The organism is Halopseudomonas pelagia CL-AP6, from assembly GCF_000410875.1.
In the GTDB taxonomy this organism is placed as follows: domain Bacteria; phylum Pseudomonadota; class Gammaproteobacteria; order Pseudomonadales; family Pseudomonadaceae; genus Halopseudomonas; species Halopseudomonas pelagia.
The window spans coordinates 120,119-136,493 of the sequence record NZ_AROI01000006.1 but is presented as its reverse complement, the minus strand read 5'-3'; the positions used below and the strand labels follow the sequence as shown (position 1 = coordinate 136,493).

The 16,375-nt window shown below is 59.8% G+C and carries 13 protein-coding genes; 7 read left to right on the top strand and 6 right to left on the bottom strand.

The window, feature by feature from the left end:
- Window positions 1-204 precede the first annotated feature (204 nt).
- The 3 genes from K787_RS24240 to K787_RS22260 all read left to right on the top strand — a co-directional run bounded on the left by K787_RS24240 (window position 205) and on the right by K787_RS22260 (window position 2,968).
- Complete coding sequence (locus K787_RS24240) at window positions 205-768, top strand: TetR/AcrR family transcriptional regulator (RefSeq protein WP_022961715.1); 564 nt, start codon at window positions 205-207, stop codon at window positions 766-768.
- An 86-nt stretch (window positions 769-854) separates the two neighbouring features.
- Window positions 855-1,790: an alpha/beta hydrolase gene (locus K787_RS0105090; protein WP_022961714.1), complete on the top strand. Its 936-nt coding sequence runs from the start codon at window positions 855-857 to the stop codon at window positions 1,788-1,790.
- Window positions 1,787-2,968 carry an MFS transporter gene (locus K787_RS22260; protein WP_022961713.1) on the top strand — a complete coding sequence of 394 codons (1,182 nt, stop codon included), beginning with the start codon at window positions 1,787-1,789 and terminating at the stop codon, window positions 2,966-2,968. Before K787_RS0105090 ends, K787_RS22260 begins: the two co-directional genes overlap by 4 nt.
- A gap of 6 nt (window positions 2,969-2,974) precedes the next feature.
- On the opposite strand, the gene arsJ is transcribed toward K787_RS22260, so the two are convergent.
- From arsJ to mgtE, 5 genes are all read right to left on the bottom strand, one after another.
- Window positions 2,975-4,189: an organoarsenical effux MFS transporter ArsJ gene (gene arsJ / locus K787_RS0105080; protein WP_022961712.1), complete on the bottom strand. Its 1,215-nt coding sequence runs from the start codon at window positions 4,187-4,189 to the stop codon at window positions 2,975-2,977.
- Window positions 4,190-4,191: 2 nt separating this feature from the next.
- Complete coding sequence (locus K787_RS0105075) at window positions 4,192-5,196, bottom strand: ArsJ-associated glyceraldehyde-3-phosphate dehydrogenase (RefSeq protein WP_022961711.1); 1,005 nt, start codon at window positions 5,194-5,196, stop codon at window positions 4,192-4,194.
- 62 nt (window positions 5,197-5,258) lie between these two features.
- On the bottom strand, window positions 5,259-5,969 hold the full coding sequence (gene arsH / locus K787_RS0105070; protein WP_022961710.1) for an arsenical resistance protein ArsH: 711 nt from the start codon (window positions 5,967-5,969) through the stop codon (window positions 5,259-5,261).
- Between the two features lie 18 nt (window positions 5,970-5,987).
- On the bottom strand, window positions 5,988-6,338 hold the full coding sequence (locus K787_RS0105065; RefSeq protein WP_022961709.1) for a metalloregulator ArsR/SmtB family transcription factor: 351 nt from the start codon (window positions 6,336-6,338) through the stop codon (window positions 5,988-5,990).
- A gap of 266 nt (window positions 6,339-6,604) precedes the next feature.
- Window positions 6,605-8,233, bottom strand: coding sequence for a magnesium transporter (gene mgtE / locus K787_RS0105060; protein WP_022961708.1), 1,629 nt, complete (start codon window positions 8,231-8,233; stop codon window positions 6,605-6,607).
- Between the two features lie 236 nt (window positions 8,234-8,469).
- Here mgtE and K787_RS22255 point away from each other — a divergent pair, with 236 nt between their 5' ends.
- Genes K787_RS22255 through creC form a run of 4 tightly spaced genes read left to right on the top strand, consistent with a single transcriptional unit; the run spans window position 8,470 to window position 13,272 of the window.
- Window positions 8,470-10,494, top strand: coding sequence for a marine proteobacterial sortase target protein (locus K787_RS22255; RefSeq protein WP_022961706.1), 2,025 nt, complete (start codon window positions 8,470-8,472; stop codon window positions 10,492-10,494).
- Window positions 10,491-11,075 (top strand): class GN sortase, encoded by a 585-nt coding sequence (locus K787_RS0105045; RefSeq protein ID WP_022961705.1) that lies wholly within the window; start codon window positions 10,491-10,493, stop codon window positions 11,073-11,075. Before K787_RS22255 ends, K787_RS0105045 begins: the two co-directional genes overlap by 4 nt.
- 59 nt (window positions 11,076-11,134) lie before the next feature.
- Entirely contained in the window at window positions 11,135-11,839 is a 705-nt protein-coding gene (creB, locus tag K787_RS0105040; RefSeq protein ID WP_028614605.1) for a two-component system response regulator CreB, read from the top strand.
- Window positions 11,836-13,272, top strand: coding sequence for a two-component system sensor histidine kinase CreC (creC, locus tag K787_RS0105035; protein WP_022961703.1), 1,437 nt, complete (start codon window positions 11,836-11,838; stop codon window positions 13,270-13,272). Before creB ends, creC begins: the two co-directional genes overlap by 4 nt.
- 40 nt (window positions 13,273-13,312) lie before the next feature.
- Here the strand turns inward: creC and gcvP are convergent, their stop codons facing one another.
- Window positions 13,313-16,198, bottom strand: coding sequence for an aminomethyl-transferring glycine dehydrogenase (gene gcvP, locus K787_RS0105030; RefSeq protein WP_022961702.1), 2,886 nt, complete (start codon window positions 16,196-16,198; stop codon window positions 13,313-13,315).
- Window positions 16,199-16,375 lie beyond the last annotated feature (177 nt).

The following is a 16,375-nucleotide window of genomic DNA, read 5'->3' as shown; positions in this document are numbered from 1 at the left end:
CCCCGCCGACACACCTCCAACCATCAGGCCAGATCATTAGGGTCCAGTACTAGCAAAGCCGTCATGCTCCGACGAAATCCCTGGCAGTATGCCAGCCTCGTGTTAAAGGTGAAATATTTAAGCAGCCCACCCGCCGGACGGCCAAGGCAGCGGATCAGAAAAAACCAGTTGACGGCAAGATGGAACCTACCATATGGTAGGTTCATGGATACCAGAACCCAGATACTCAGCATCGCCTCGGACCTACTCCAGCGACAAACCGTCAACGGTTTCAGCCTGCAGGATGTCGCTGATCGGGTGGGGATTCGCAAAGCCAGTTTGTTCCATCATTACCGGAACAAGGAAGCCCTGGTGGCCGATGTACTGGAAAACAGCCTGAACGGCTTTCGCCGGCGTATGGAAGGCATGCGCAACCAACCGGCCCAGCGCCAGTTGGAGGCGTTTCTGGATATTTACCAGCGGCATATCGGTGCAGGTAGCCGACTTTGTTCGGTCAGCGGCGTGACCGGGGACTGGGACCATCTGGGCGAAGAGCCCCGGCGTTGGGCCTTGGCGCTGCTCCACGAGCAATGTGGCTGGCTCGCGCACATTGCCGAGCTGGGTGGTTATGCGCGCAACACCGAAGAGGCGGACGCATGGGCCGAACAGGTCATGGTCAGAATTCAGGGAGCCATGCTGCTTTCCAGAGTGCAAAGTACCCCCTTGCCGTTGGAGCGCACTATTGCGCAGCTGCGCGCTGAATGCTTGGAAACCGGCACGATGGGTTAATCGTCAGCGCCCCAAACCCAGCCCATCCAGGGCTTTTTTTAACGACTGATAAGCTACCTATCGGTAGGTAGTTATGGAGAAATCAAATGAACAGCCAATCCGTCGGTCAGGTAATGCGTCTGAAGTTGGTTCACAGCTTGTCGTGGCTATTTCCCGAGCACTTCGCTGCTATCGGCACTCGCCTGTTTCTGCAACCCCAACGCGCCGCCCTGCCGAGCCGCTGGCAGACGGCATTTGCCGGATTTGATAAAACCGAGATCCTGGTTGGCGGTCTGCGCATACCCTTCTGGCGCAAAGGTAATGGCCCGCAAGTGTTGCTGGTACACGGTTGGGGGAATGACCACTTTGCGCTGGGCGGTTTCGTTCAGTCGCTGCTGGACCAGGGCTACGCGGTTGCCGCGCTGGACCTGCCGGCCCACGGCGAAGCAGATGGCCATATTGCCCCGCTGCCGCTCATGGCTCAGGCCATTGCTGCGGTGGGCAATGCCTTGGCTCCGCTGCACGCCGTGATTGCTCATTCGGTAGGCGCTGCCACCAGTGTCCTGGCTATGGAGGAATACAGTCTGAAGAGCAGTAAACTGGTTCTGATCGGCGCACCCCAGGCGGCGAAAAAGCAGGCGGTAGGCCAGGCTATGGCTAAAGGCTTGTCGGGTCGGGCGATAAAGCGCATGGAAAGGCAGATACAGACGCACCTGGATGCGCCGCTTGAGCACTTTCAGGTGGATCGCGGGCTGGGCATAATTGATTGCCAGGTGTTGCTGGTCCATGCACAGGATGACCGGGTGGTGCCAATACAGGCGGCGCAACGCAACGCCGCCGCCGCCGAGATCCGAACCCTCTGGCTCGATCAGGGCGGACACAACCGGCCCCTGGGGGATCCGCAGGTTATCGATTCGGTCATCGACTTTTTGACCATTCGCCGGCGCAGGAATCGCCATCCATCAGGGCTGCGCTATCAACATCGATTCGCCCAGGCCAGCGTTGCGCTAAACGCCGGCACAAGCCAGGCAGAACCGTCATGAATAGAAACGTACTGGTACTCACCGCTGCCACGTGCGCAGTGGGCACCCAAACTTTCGTGTTCGCCGGACTGCTGATCGAGCTAGCTGCCGATATGGGCATTTCCGTCGCGGTGGCCGGTTACCTCGCTGCCGCTTACGCCCTGACCTACGCTTTTACCGCGCCCTTTATTGCGCTGCGTACCGGCCAGTTGGAGCGGCGCAGGCTGTTGTGGGTTTCGTTATTGATACTTGGGGTGATCAACCTCGCCGCCGCCATGGCCAGCACCTTTACCGAACTGATCAGCCTGCGTATTTTGGCCGGCCTGGGTGCAACCTTGGTAACCCCGGTGGTGCCAGCCGTGGTCGCCAGCCTGCTGCCGCCGGAGCGGCGCGGCCCGGCGTTGGCCATGGTTATGGGCGGCATGGTCTTGGCGTTCATGTTCGGCATGCCGCTGGGTAGTCTTATCGGCGCGCAATTCGGCTGGCGCTCGACGTTTATTCTGGCTGCGGCGCTGTGTCTCGGCGCTGCGCTGGCCATCCGTTTGGTACTGCCCCGCGTGACCAGTCAGGACCAGAGTGGCTGGCGCCTGTTAGCGCTGGGCTGGCACCCGCCCGTACGGCGCCTGCTGATCATGACGCTGACCTCGTTCTGCGCGACCTTTTGTGTGGTGCCCTTTATCGCGCCGGTTATGAAAATCATCATCGGCAGCACCGAATGGGTCGCCTTTTCGCAGATGCTGGTCGGAGTGGGCGCGCTCTGCGGTGTCGTGATTGCTGGCAAGCTCGGCACGCCGAGCAATCCCGGCCGGGTACTCAAGCGTGCTTTCGTGATCGTCGCTGCCACGCAGATTCTGTACTCCCTATCGATGAACTGGCTGCCAGGTCAGGGCGTTATCAGTTGGCTCGGGCTGAGTTTCGCCGTGGTGTTCGGCGCCTCAGCACTGTTCTTTATGACCCCGCTGGTGCAGGCGCAACTGCTAGAGGCGGCGCCGCATGCCCGGCAGGTTACGTTGGCGCTGAACGGCTCGATGATGTTTCTCGGCCAAGGCGCCGGCGCAGCGCTCGGCGCCCAGGTAACCCAGGCGTTTTCCATGCCGATGATTGGTCTGGCCGGCGCCAGTATGGCGATGATCGGCTGGTATTGCGCGCGCCGGCTTCAAGCCAACCCGGTCAGCCTGCCCAGTCAAAGCGTCGCTTGAACGCTCTTAGCGGACGGCCTTGGGCAGCCCGAGAGAAATCAGCGCGGCTGTAGCAACAAACGCGCTGGAAACCCAGAGACAGGCTTCCAGCCCATACGCCTGATATACCCAACCTGACAGCAAGGTGCCTATCAAACGCCCTAGCGCGTTGGACATATAGTAAAAACCCACATCCAGTGACACACCGTCTGCCTGGGCGTAGGACACTATTAGATAACTGTGAAGCGACGAGTTGACCGCAAACAGCACGCCAAACAGCATCAGCCCGCCGAGCAATACCCACTGCGCATACAGACCAGCATACAGACCCAGCGCAATCGCGGCTGGCAACAACGCCAAAGCGGCGGCCCAACCAAAAGCGGCCCTGCCGCCGGGCACCTGCCCTGTCCCCTTGCCAGTGATTGAGGGCGCAACCGATTGCACGATGCCATAGCCGATAACCCAACACGCCATAAAGCCGCCGACCAGCCAAAAGTCCCAGCCGAATACACTACTGAGATACACCGGCAAGGCGATAACGAACCACACATCCCTTGCGCCGAATAGAAACATCCGCGCGCCAGACAGAATGTTGATCCGCCGACTTTTTGATAGCAATTCGCGAAACTTGGGTTTGGCCGTAGCCTTGCCCAAATCCTTTTTCAGCAGGAACAGACTTGCCAACCAGACGCCGGCCAACACCACGGCCATGACCAGCACCGCACCAGCAAAACCGAGCAGCGCCAGCAGGCCACCACCGAGAAAGAAACCGACACCCTTGAGCGCATTCTTTGACCCGGTCAACAGCGCCACCCAGCGATACAAGGCGCCCTGCTGGTTGTCCGGCAGCAACAGCTTGATCGAGCTCTTGGCGCTCATCTTGTTCAGATCTTTGGCCACGCCTGACATGGCCTGGGCTCCCATCACCCAGACCACCGTCAACCATTCGGCGGGGACCGTCAGCATCAGCAATGCGATCACCTGCAGCGCCAGGCCGATGTTCATAGTGCGATTCAGGCCAATACGCGCACCCAGATAGCCGCCCACCAGATTGGTGATCACACCAAAGATCTCGTAGAACAGAAACAGCGCGGCAATCTGCAGCGGGCTATAGCCCAGGCTGTAGAAATGCAGCACCACCAGCATGCGCAACGCGCCGTCGGTCAGCGTAAAGGCCCAGTAGTTGCCAGTGACCACCAGATACTGGCGAACATCCGGCGACAAGCGCGCGAGCATGCCCATGCTCAGCCAGCCTGACCGACCAGACGGGCCAGTTCGACTGTGCGATTGGCATAGCCCCACTCATTGTCATACCAGGCATAGATCTTCACCTGAGTGCCGTTGACCACCATGGTCGACAGCGCATCGATAATCGACGAACGCGGATCGGTGCGGTAATCGATGGATACCAACGGCCGCTCCTCGTAACCGAGGATATTCTTCAGCTCGCCCTCGGCGGCCGCTTTGAACCAGGCATTCAACTCTTCAACACTGGTAGGCTTTTCCACCTCGAATACACAGTCGGTTAGCGACGCATTGGCCAGCGGCACGCGCACCGCATGGCCGTTCAGCTTGCCGCGCAACTCCGGGAAAATTTCCGCAATCGCGCTGGCCGACCCGGTCGTGGTCGGGATCAGACTCATACCGCAGGCCCGCGCACGGCGCAGGTCCTTGTGCGGCTGATCGAGAATACTCTGGGTATTGGTCAGGTCGTGAATGGTGGTAATCGAGCCGTGCTTGATGCCGAGTTTTTCGTGCACGATCTTGACCACTGGTGCCAGGCAATTGGTCGTGCAGGACGCGGCCGTAACGATCCTGTGCCGTGCGGGATCGAACAGATGCTGATTGACCCCCATCACCACATTCAAGGCTTCAGACTCCTTGACTGGCGCACTGACCACCACGCGCTTCACGCCCTGGTCTAGATAGGCCTGTAACGCCTTGACGGTTTTATTGACGCCACTAGCCTCGATCACCAGGTCGCAGGCCGACCAATCGGTATCAGCAATCGCCTTGTTCTGAGTCAGCGCAATGTGTCGATCGCCAATCGTTAGCGCGCCCTCAACATGACCTGCTTCATGCTGCCAGCGACCGTGAACCGAATCGAAATTGAGCAAATGCGCATGGGTAGTGGCGTCGCCGGCCGGATCGTTGATTTGCACGAACTCCAGCTCCGGCCAATCCCAGGCAGCACGCACCAGTAACTTGCCGATACGACCAAAGCCGTTAATTCCTACCTTGATAGTCATGTCGATCTCCTGAATACATTACATAGATAGCCTGCAGGCCAGTTCAACAGCTTAGAGCTGTTTCAGATACTGCGTTGACTGACGCGCTCGGACAGTGCCGCAGCCGACTCGCGACGTTCGGAATAACGGTCCACCAGATAATCCGATTGTTCACGCAATATCAGGGTGAATTTCATCAGTTCTTCCACCACATCGACAACCCGGTCGTAATACGCCGAAGGCTTCATACGGCCATGTTCAAATTCGAGAAAGGCCTTGGGTACCGAGGACTGATTGGGTATGCACACCATACGCATCCAGCGGCCCAATACGCGCAACTGGTTGACTACATTAAACGATTGCGAGCCCCCACAGACCTGCATCACCGCCAGCGTTTTGCCCTGCGTGGGCCGCACTGCGCCCATGGCCAGTGGCACCCAGTCGATCTGCGACTTGAACACACCGGTCATCGCCCCATGCCGTTCCGGCGAGCACCACACCTGGCCTTCGGACCATTGCATCCACTCGCGCAGCTGCTGAACCTTCGGATGATCGTCTGGCGCATCATCCGGCATGGGCAGGCCAGAAGGGTCGAATATGCGCGTTTCCGCTCCCAAATGCTGCAGCAGGCGCGCGGCCTCCTCAACTAGCAGGCGGCTGAACGATGTCGGTCGGTTGGATCCGTATAACAGCAAGATACGCGGCGGATGTTGCAGTTTGGGCGCTCGACCAAGCAGGTCGAGATCGGGCGCTGGCAACCGACCTGGGTCCAGTGCGGGAAGATCATCATTCATCTTTGTATTCCTTAGCGATCAGCAGCAGGCTAACTGACGTAGCGGGCGATCGCCCATAGCATTGAGCTGGCGCTGGTTAGCACCTAGCCAGGCAACGTTGGCCTGCAGCGTGCTTTGCAGTACCTGCGTGACCCACTCTGGCAAACGCTCGGACAAGCTGTAATAGACCCACTGCCCTTGCCGACGGTCCTGCAGTAGGCCGCACTGACGCAATGCCGCCAAATGCCTGGAGATTTTCGGCTGGCTGGCGCCTAGTGCGCAGGTTAGCTCGCACACACACAACTCGCCCTCGCGGGAGATCAACAGCATCACCCGCAAACGCGTTTCGTCGGCGAGACATTTGAAGACGTTAATAGGCACCAGCTGCATCGGTGAAAACTCCGTTTTGATTCCAATAAACCATATATGAAAATACGGATATATGGAATGGCGAATATAAGGTGTGGCGACGTGGATTTTATGCTGGTACGGCCGATAGCGGTCGTTGAGCTGGCTTGGATTCCCGCCTGCGCAGGCATGACCGGCAAGAGAGGGACCACCGAGCCAAACCTGCTACTGGGCGGAGATGGGGCACAGACTGAAAGGAGTATCACCAGACGCCGGGCATCTAGGCCAGCGGCGCCAAACCGCCTGCTTCAGATCAGCAATAGCGTCGCCAGGCCGAGGAAGGCAAAGAACCCGACCACATCGGTAACAGTGGTCAGGATCACGCCGCCAGCCAGCGCCGGATCAATGCCAAAGCGGCGCAAGATCAAGGGTATGGTCAAACCGGCCAGCGCGGCGCACAACAAATTAAGCAAGATCGCCGCTGCAATGATGCCACCAATCTTCCAGCTGCCAAACCACAACACCGCCAGCGCGGCGACCACCACCGACCAGAGCAAGCCGTTAAGCAGGCCGATACCCATTTCCTTGACCAGCAGTGCCTTGGCATTACCTCCTTCAACCTGCCCAAGGGCCAAACCGCGAATCACCAGCGTCAAGGTCTGGCTACCGGCGATGCCGCCCATGCTGGCGACGATCGGCATCAGTACCGCCAGCGCCACGATTTGCTCTAATGTGCCTTGAAACTGGCCGATGACCCAGGCGGCCAGAAAAGCGGTGACCAGATTGATACCCAGCCACACGGAACGCCGGCGGGTGCTGGTCAGAATAGGCGCGAACATATCGGCCTCATCGTCCAGACCTGCCATGTTCATGATCGCCCGGTCGGAATCCTCACGAATGATGTCCATCACGTCATCCACGGTAATACGCCCGAGCAGCTCACCCTGCTCATTAGTCACCGCGGCCGACAGCATATCCAGATCTTCAAATCGCCTGGCAACTTCCTGGCTGGTCAGTTCTACGTCGAGCGGTTTGAAATCCGCATCCATCACCTCGCTCACTCTGGCTTCCGGCGAACTAGTGACCAAGCGGCTCAGACGCAAAACACCTTGGTAGCGATTCTTGCGATCGACCACCATGACCTTGTCGGTGTGGTCGGGCAGATCTTCCAGCAGCCGCAAATAACGCAAAATCGAACCGACCTTGACCTCCGCGCGCACGGAAATATGGTCGGTATTCATCAGTCCGCCAGCACTGTCTTCCGGGTAGGAAAGCATGGCCACCAGTTGCTGCCGTTTGATCTCGTCCATAGACAGCAACAACTGCCGACCCGAGCCCTTGGGCAGCGCCTGAATCAGGTCGACCAGATCATCCAGATCCAGTTTGCGCGCGGCCGCGACCAGCTCATCTTCATCCATTTCCAGTGCAAGATTGGCCCGCACCTCGTCATGCAGATGCACCAACACCTTGCCGGCCCGCTCGTTATCCAGCGTCTCCCATACCGCGCTGCGCTCCTCCGGTGGCAGGGCTTCCAGCAAGCCTGCGGCCTTGGCTGGATGCATATGCCGGAAGACCTTGCCGATGCGTTTGAACTTGCCCGCCTCAAGCGCCTCGCGCACATTGCCGATATGGGTGAAGACATGCTCACCCTCTTCACCCAGCTCCGCTTCAACCCCCTCCTCTTCGGAGTCACGGTGCAGCATGGCTGCCAGTTGCGGATCAAGGTGACGCAAAACGGCCTGTTCTTGATCATCCGCAATCTGCTGCCATACAGCATGGCGCTGCTCCTGATCCAGTGCTTCAAGCAAGCTGGCCAGCTTGCCCGGATGCATGGCACGCGTCAGCTTGCGCAGCTTCTTGCGCTTGCCTCGGGCAAGCGCATCTAGCACGGCATCCTGTGCGGTATGAACGTTGCGTGTACTGTCTTCACTACTCAAGAATACGTCTCCTGACCGGCCGGATTAAGAGTTACAGCAAACAGCGCTGAGACGCAGCCGGTGCGCTGCAAAGCACTTTCTGGTTGCCTGAACCAAGTTCAGCGGCGACCAGCCACAGCATACTGCAAGCCTCAGGGCCAAGTGGAGATTTGTCACACCTCGCCCACACATTAAGCACATCATCAACCCACATAGACCCACGACACTGCCTGCACACACCACAAGAGGCACCTGTCATGCGCAACCTAACCGGATGGCTATTGGTACTAGGCTCACTGCTGGCCAACAGTGTTCTAGCTAACACCCCGCCCAGCACCCCCGCCAGCCTGAACAGCTGGCTCAATCACAGCGAAACCGGCACCCTGATGGTCCGCCATGACGCCGAGAGCGACTGGCACCCTGCGCTACTGCTGGGCACTGAAGTGGATATTCAGATCAGTGGCCCCGTTGCGCGCATTACCCTGCAGCAGCATTTCAGCAACAGCTTGAATATGACTGCCGAGGGCGTCTACGCGTTCCCGTTGTCCGAGCGTTCCGCCGTGCACGGCATGCAAATGCAGGTTGGCCAACGGCGCATCGTCGGCGCCATACATGAGAAAGCCGAGGCCCGGCAGATCTATCAGCAGGCCCTGAGCAGCGGTCAGCGCGCCGGACTGGTAGAGCAGCGCCGCCCCAACCTGTTCAGCATTTCGGTGGCCAATATCCCCGCGGCAGAGTCCATCAGTGTCACCTTGGAGTACACCGAACTGCTGGTCCCGGATGGCAATCGCTTTTCCCTTCGTCTGCCGCTGACCATGACGCCGCGCTTCAATCCGCTGGCTGAACCGTCCGATGCAGAAGGGCCGCAGAGCCAGCAGCAGGACCCATCACCCGAGGGCCGCATCCTGGCCAATGAACACCTGCCTGCGCAATCACACCAGGTGATGATCTCGACCTACTTGGATGCCGGACAGCAGCTGCAAAGCCTGAACAGCCCCAGCCATACCGTTAAAAGCGAATACGACGGCCGCGGCTACCGCCTGGTGTTGCCAGCGGAGCAGGTACCCATGGATCGCGACTTTGTTCTCGACTGGCAACTACAGACCGAGCTGACCAGTACCGCCAGCGTATTTTCCGAAATCATTGACGGCGACAACCATGCACTGGTGATGCTGATGCCCGGCGACCTGGCCAGTGATAACGAGCGTATGCCGCGGGAAGTGATCATGGTGGTCGATACTTCTGGCTCCATGGCCGGTGAGCGCATGCGCCAAGCGCGCGAGAGCCTGATCTACGCCCTGGAGCGGTTGCAGCCGGAAGACCGTTTCAACGTACTGGAATTCAATACCCACCATCGCCTGCTGTTCCGCGACCTGGTCGCCGCCGACGAGGAAAATATCATTCAGGCCCGCCAATGGGTAAGGGAGCTGAGGGGCGACGGCGGGACCAACATGCTGCCAGTGCTGCACGACGCCATGGCCTTCCCGCATGACTCCGACTACCTGCGCCAGATCATTTTCATCACCGACGGTTCGGTCAGCAATGAAGCCGCCATTCTCGACATGATCGACCGTCAGATTCACCGCGCCCGCCTGTTCACCGTGGGAATAGGTGCTGCGCCAAACAGCTATCTTTTGCGCAAGGCCGCAGAAATGGGTCGCGGCGGTTACAGCTACATCGCCCATTCGCATGAAGTCGAGCAGCAGATGGCCCGGCTCTTCGAGAAACTGGAGCGCCCGGTACTCACCGACCTGCGCATCGAGTTGCCCGACGGTATCACTGCCGACTACTGGCCTGAGCAACTACCCGACCTGTATGCCGGTCAGCCGCTGATCGTGGCCATGCGCCTGAACCAGATGCCTGCACACATCACCCTGCACGGCAAGCAACCGGAGCCCTGGCAGCAGCGCCTGACCCTGCCCTTGCATCACCAGCACCCGGGTGCCGCGACGCTCTGGGCCAAACAGAAGATAGAGGTACTGATGGATCGCCTGAGCCGTGGCGAGAGCGAAGCACAGGTACGCGAAGACGTGCTCGAGGTCGCACTCAAACACCGCCTGCTAAGCCGCTATACCAGCTTTGTCGCGGTTGACCAGCAAGTGGTACGCAATCCGCAGGACCCGCTTCACAGCCAGGAGCTGGGTAACCGCAACCCAGTGGATCACCAGATGAGCCATGCCTATCCGCAAACCTCCCTGGGCCTGCGCCGGTACTGGATGCTGGCGCTGCTCCTGGCCCTGCTGGCACTGGTGCTGCTACCCAGGCAGCGGAGCCTGGCATGAGATCGATCAGCACACGTCTGCGCTGGCTGGCAGCAATAGTGCTGCTGGCAAGTGCCGGTGGGCTGGCCGGCCAAGCCCTCTGGCTGCAGGCCAAGGCCGAGTTGGCGCAGTTGCTGATCAGCCGAGCCTGGACGGCCAGCCTGGCATCAGGCGAGCCCGTGCGGCCCTGGCCCTGGGCCGATACCTGGCCAGTGGCTCGACTCACCGACCCCGACGGCGGCATGCACTATGTACTCGCCAGCACCAGTGGCGAGGCGCTGGCCTTCGGCCCGGGCCACCACCCGGCCAGCGCCGCACCGGGGGAGACAGCCACTGTAGTGCTGGCCGGTCATCAGGACAGTCACTTCGCCTTTCTCGAGCACTTGCAAGCGGATCAGGACCTGCAAGTGCAGACCATGCAGGGCAAGCTGTTCAACTACCGGGTAGCCGATACCCGCGTGGTCGACAGCCGCAAGGAGGCGATGCAGTTCCACCAGGGTGTGGCCGAGCTGCGCCTGGTCACCTGCTATCCCTTTGGCGCGCTGACCAGCGGCGGCCCGCTACGCTATGTGGTCAACGCCTGGCTGGAGCCCACAGAATGATTGCGCCAACCCTGGCAAAGCCGCCACAATCGCCCCAGACAGACACGGAAGCGGGCGCCATGGGTGAACGGATACTGATTATCGAAGACGAAGCAGCGATCGCCGATGCCCTGCTCTACGCGCTGGGCAGCGAGGGCTTCGAGGTACACTGGTGCGCCCTGGCGCATGACGGACTGCAGTGGCTGCAGCAGCAGCCGGTGGATTTCGTGGTACTGGATGTCGGCCTGCCGGATATCAGCGGTTTTGAGCTATGCCGGCAGATCCGCCAGTTTTCCAGCGTACCGGTGATGTTCCTGACCGCGCGCAAGGAGGAAGTCGACCGTATCGTTGGCCTTGAGATTGGCGCCGATGACTACGTGGTGAAACCCTTCAGCCCACGGGAAATCTCCGCCCGGGTACGGGCCATACTGCGGCGCGCACGACCATCGCCCGATATTCCGCAGGCATCTGCATCCAGCTCTGCCTTTCTGCATGATCCACAGCGCCGCCGCATTCGCTATCGCGATCACTGGCTGGACCTGACCCGTTACGAATACCTGATTCTCAGCACTCTGCTGAAACACCCGGAACATGTGATGAGCCGCAGCCAATTGATGGACTCGGCCTGGGAAGATCCGGCCGCCAGTTTTGACCGGGCAGTGGATACCCATATCAAGGGCATCCGTGCCAAGCTGAAGAAAATCACCCCGAATACCGATCCGATCATTACCCACAGGGGCCTGGGCTACAGCATCGATCTGCAGGACGGGAGCTCGTCGCGGTGAGCCTGGGCGTCAGAGTTTTCGCCGCCTGGTTTCTGCTGGCCGGTATCGGCACCTTGCTGTTCTACAATAGCGTCATCAATCAATTGCCCTCCTCGATGCGCCAGGCCAGTGAGGAAGTCCTGGTCGACAGTAGCAACCTGCTTGCCGAAGTTGCAGCCCTGCACTGGGAAACCGGTTTCGCACCGGGCAGCCCTTTCAGTGAAGCACTGGAAGCCTATCGGCAGCGGCAACTGGAAGCGCTGATCTGGTCGCGCGAAAAGACCCGCCCGGAACTGCAGCTCTACATCACTGATCACAACGGCCTGGTGCTCTACCACAGCGAAGCGGCGTTGATCGGTGAAGACTTTTCCACCTGGCGCGATGTAACCCTGACCCTGCAAGGAGAGTACGGCGCGCGCACCACGCGCACCGACCTGGAGGATCAAACCACCAGTTTCATGTACGTGGCCGCGCCAATTTACGCCAACGACCGCCTGCTCGGGGTGCTCAGCCTCGGCCAGCCCACCGCCAGTCTGCAGCCCTTCATTACCCTGGCCAATGCACACTTCTGGCAGCGCGGGGGTTTGATTCTGCTGGCCGCCCTGCTGTTAGGCGGCACCATGTCGATCTGGCTCACGCGCTCGATCAGGCGTTTGGTCAACTATGTAGAACGGGTGCGCGGGGGCGAGCGTGTTGCCCTACCGGTGCTTGGTGAGCGGGAGCTGGATCGTCTGGCCCGGGCTACCGAGGCCATGCGCGCAGAAATCGACGGCAAGGCCTATGTGGAAAACTACGTGCATACCCTCACCCACGAGATGAAGTCACCGCTATCCGCCATCCGCGGCGCTGCTGAACTGCTGCAAGAGGGTGATCTGCCAGCCGAGGCGCGGCAACGCTTCACCCAAAATATCGAGATGGAAACGGCGCGCATGCAGCGCCTGATCGACCGTCTGCTGTCACTCGCGAGCGTGGAAAAGCGCCAGCACCTGGACAGCCCGGAGACCATTGATCTGGCAACGTTGGTCGATACCGAGCTCAGCGCCAAGCAGAGTCAGGCACTGCGCAAGCAACTGACCCTGAGCCAGCAGGTGGAGCCCGGGTTGACGGTCGAAGGCGAGTCTTTTCTGCTCGAACAGGCCCTGAGCAACCTGCTCGACAACGCCATCGATTTCAGTCTGCCCGGTGGACAGGTCAGCGTGCAGGCGAGCGCAAAGGCGGAGCAGATTCTGCTGAGCGTCAGCAACGACGGCCCGGCCGTGCCGGACTATGCCCTGGAGCGGGTGTTCGAACGCTTTTACTCGCTATCACGTCCGGACGGCCAGCGCAAAAGCACCGGCCTGGGCCTGAGTCTGGTCAGTGAGGTAGCGCAACTGCACCGCGGCAGCGTCAAACTGCTGAATATTCCCGGGCAAGGGGTAAGAGCGGAATTGTTGTTACCACACAGCTATAGCTAAGGGGCTGCCGCACCGGGATGGTACGGCAGCCGCTCTGGCTTCAGTCTTCGTAGGCTTCGATCGGCGGGCAGGCGCAGAACAGGTTGCGGTCACCGTAGACGTTGTCGATACGGTTCACGCTAGGCCAGAACTTGTTCGCCGCCACCCATGACTGCGGAAACACCGCCTCCTGCCGCGAATAACCACGTTCCCACTCGCCGGTAATGTCTGCAAGAGTGTGTGGCGCGTTATGCAGGGGATTATCCTCTGCACTCCACTCGCCTTTCTCGACCCGGCTGATTTCACCGCGAATAGTCAGCATGGCATCGACGAAACGGTCGAGTTCAGCTTTGGATTCGCTCTCGGTCGGCTCGATCATCAAGGTGCCCGATACCGGGAAGGACATGGTCGGCGCATGGAAGCCAAAATCCATCAGACGCTTGGCCACGTCTTCCTCACTGATGCCGGAAGCCGCTTTCAGCGGACGGATGTCGATGATGCATTCGTGCGCGACCCGGCCATTACGCCCGCTGTACAGCACCGGATAGGCCTCACCCAAGCGCTTGGCCAGGTAGTTGGCATTCAGGATTGCCACCTCGGTAGCCTGACGCAGACCCTGCGCGCCCATCAGTGCGATATAGGTCCAACTGATCGGCAGAATACTCGCACTGCCCCAGGGCGCTGCGCTGACCGCGCCGTTCTCTTCATTCGGGCCATCCAAAGGCACCACCGGGTGGTTGGCGACATAAGGTGCCAGGTGCGCCTTGACACCAATCGGGCCCATGCCCGGGCCGCCACCGCCGTGTGGAATGCAGAAGGTCTTGTGCAGGTTCATGTGCGACACATCGGCACCAATATCCGCCGGACGGGTCAGTGCTACCTGAGCGTTCAGGTTGGCGCCGTCCATATATACCTGGCCACCGTTCTGGTGAATAATGTCGCAGATCTCGCGAATACCCTCTTCATACACACCATGGGTGGACGGGTAGGTAATCATCAGACACGCCAGGTTGGCTGCATTGTCTTCAGCCTTCTGACGCAGATCTTCGGTGTCTACGTTGCCCTGATCATCGCAGCTGACCAGCACCACGCGCATACTGGCCATCATCGCCGAGGCAGGATTGGTACCGTGCGCCGAAGTCGGGATCAGACAGACATTGCGATGCTCGTCGCCATTGGCTTCATGGAACTTACGGATCGCCAGCAGGCCAGCATACTCGCCCTGCGCGCCAGAGTTGGGCTGCATGCAGATGGCGTCAAAGCCGGTGATCTCGCGCAGCATGGTCTCCAATTCATCGATCATGATCTTGTAACCGGCGGCCTGGGCCAGCGGCGCAAAGGGATGCAGCTGGCCAAATTCGGGCCAGGTGATCGGGATCATTTCGGTGGTGGCGTTGAGCTTCATGGTGCAGGAGCCGAGCGGAATCATCGCGTGATTGAGCGCCAGATCCTTGTTCTCCAACGACTTGATGTAGCGCAGCATCTCGGTTTCCGAGTGATAGCTGTTAAACACCGGGTGCGTCAGAAACGCCGACTGCCGACGCAGCGCTGCGGGAATACCCAGGCCAGAAGCAGCTACCTGGTCGTCCAGCGCAGCCAGATCCTGGCTCTGATTGTCGCCGGTAAAACAGGCTAGCAGCGCCTCCACGGTTTTGCGGGTGCTGGTCTCGTCCAGGCTGACACCCAAGTGATCGGCGTCAATCAGGCGCAGGTTGATACGCGCATTGCGAGCGCGCTCGACAATCTCGGCTGCGTTACCCGGCACCTTGAAGGTCAGGGTGTCGAAGAAATTCTGATTCTGCCGACTGATACCGCGATTTTCCAGTGCGGTCGCTAGTATGGCGGTCAGACGCTGGATACGCTGGGCGATGGTCTTCAGACCTTCCGGGCCGTGATACACCGCATAGAAACTAGCGATGTTGGCCAGCAGCACCTGTGCGGTACAAATGTTCGAGTTGGCCTTCTCACGACGGATATGCTGTTCACGGGTCTGCAGCGCCATGCGCAGCGCGCGATTACCGCGGGTGTCGATCGACACACCAATGATGCGCCCAGGCATCGCGCGTTTGTAGGCATCACGGGTAGCGAAGTAGGCCGCGTGCGGCCCGCCATAACCCATGGGTACGCCAAAGCGCTGCGCCGATCCGAAGACCACATCCGCACCCAGCTCGCCGGGCGGAGTCAGCAACACCAGGCTGAGCAGATCAGCCGCGACACAGGCCAAGCCGTTCTGTGCATGAACGCTATCGATCAACGGTTTGAGGTCGCGAATTTCGCCCCAGGTATTGGGATACTGAAACAGTGCACCAAAGACGTCATGCTGCCCCAGGTCTGCTACATCATCGACAACCACATCAAAACCGAAGGCGTCGGCACGGGTCTTGACCACGGAGATGGTCTGCGGATGACAATCCTGGTCGATAAAGAACAGGTTGCTCTTACTCTTGGCCACACGCTTGGCCAAGGCCATGGCTTCAGCGGCGGCGGTAGCTTCGTCCAGCAGCGACGCGCTAGCCAGCTCCATGCCGGTCAAATCAATCGATACCTGCTGGAAGTTCAGCAACGACTCCAACCGGCCTTGAGCAATCTCCGGCTGATACGGCGTATAGGCGGTATACCAACCCGGATTTTCCAGCACGTTGCGCAGGATAACCGTGGGGGTCAGGGTGCCGTGGTAACCCATGCCGATGCAGGAGGTGTAGATTTCGTTCTTGCTGGCCACGCCCTTGAGGTACCCCAATACTTCCGCTTCGCTGCGCGGCGCCTGCAGATTCAGCAGGTCTTTGCGCAGGATGCTGTGCGGCACGGTCTGGTTGATCAGCGCATCCAGCGATTCGACACCCAGGGTGTCGAGCATGGCCTGCTGCTCTGCGGCATCCGGGCCGATATGGCGGCGCAGGAAGGCATCGGTCTGTTCCAGATCGGTAAGGCTTGGGGTACGGCTCATGGGGGGCACCTGTTGAAAATAAAAACTTTGTTTATCGTGTCTGCCGAGGTGGCGTGTCTGCGTGGTACTGCGATGTCAGACTCGCCGTGAATACATCCCTGTAGGCTCATCGATGGCGTCCATGCCATCGACGGTCTGCCATCGCAGTACCACGCGACCAGCTCGTAGCAGCTTGCT

Coding starts and splice junctions, on each gene's coding strand:
- K787_RS0105075 (WP_022961711.1), bottom strand. CDS start 5,196: ATGACTATCAAGGTAGGAATTAACGGCTTTGGTCGTATCGGCAAGTTA.
- K787_RS22255 (WP_022961706.1), top strand. CDS start 8,470: ATGCGCAACCTAACCGGATGGCTATTGGTACTAGGCTCACTGCTGGCC.
- K787_RS22260 (WP_022961713.1), top strand. CDS start 1,787: ATGAATAGAAACGTACTGGTACTCACCGCTGCCACGTGCGCAGTGGGC.
- K787_RS24240 (WP_022961715.1), top strand. CDS start 205: ATGGATACCAGAACCCAGATACTCAGCATCGCCTCGGACCTACTCCAG.
- K787_RS0105090 (WP_022961714.1), top strand. CDS start 855: ATGAACAGCCAATCCGTCGGTCAGGTAATGCGTCTGAAGTTGGTTCAC.
- K787_RS0105065 (WP_022961709.1), bottom strand. CDS start 6,338: ATGCAGCTGGTGCCTATTAACGTCTTCAAATGTCTCGCCGACGAAACG.
- creB (WP_028614605.1), top strand. CDS start 11,135: ATGGGTGAACGGATACTGATTATCGAAGACGAAGCAGCGATCGCCGAT.
- arsJ (WP_022961712.1), bottom strand. CDS start 4,189: ATGGGCATGCTCGCGCGCTTGTCGCCGGATGTTCGCCAGTATCTGGTG.
- gcvP (WP_022961702.1), bottom strand. CDS start 16,198: ATGAGCCGTACCCCAAGCCTTACCGATCTGGAACAGACCGATGCCTTC.
- arsH (WP_022961710.1), bottom strand. CDS start 5,969: ATGAATGATGATCTTCCCGCACTGGACCCAGGTCGGTTGCCAGCGCCC.
- K787_RS0105045 (WP_022961705.1), top strand. CDS start 10,491: ATGAGATCGATCAGCACACGTCTGCGCTGGCTGGCAGCAATAGTGCTG.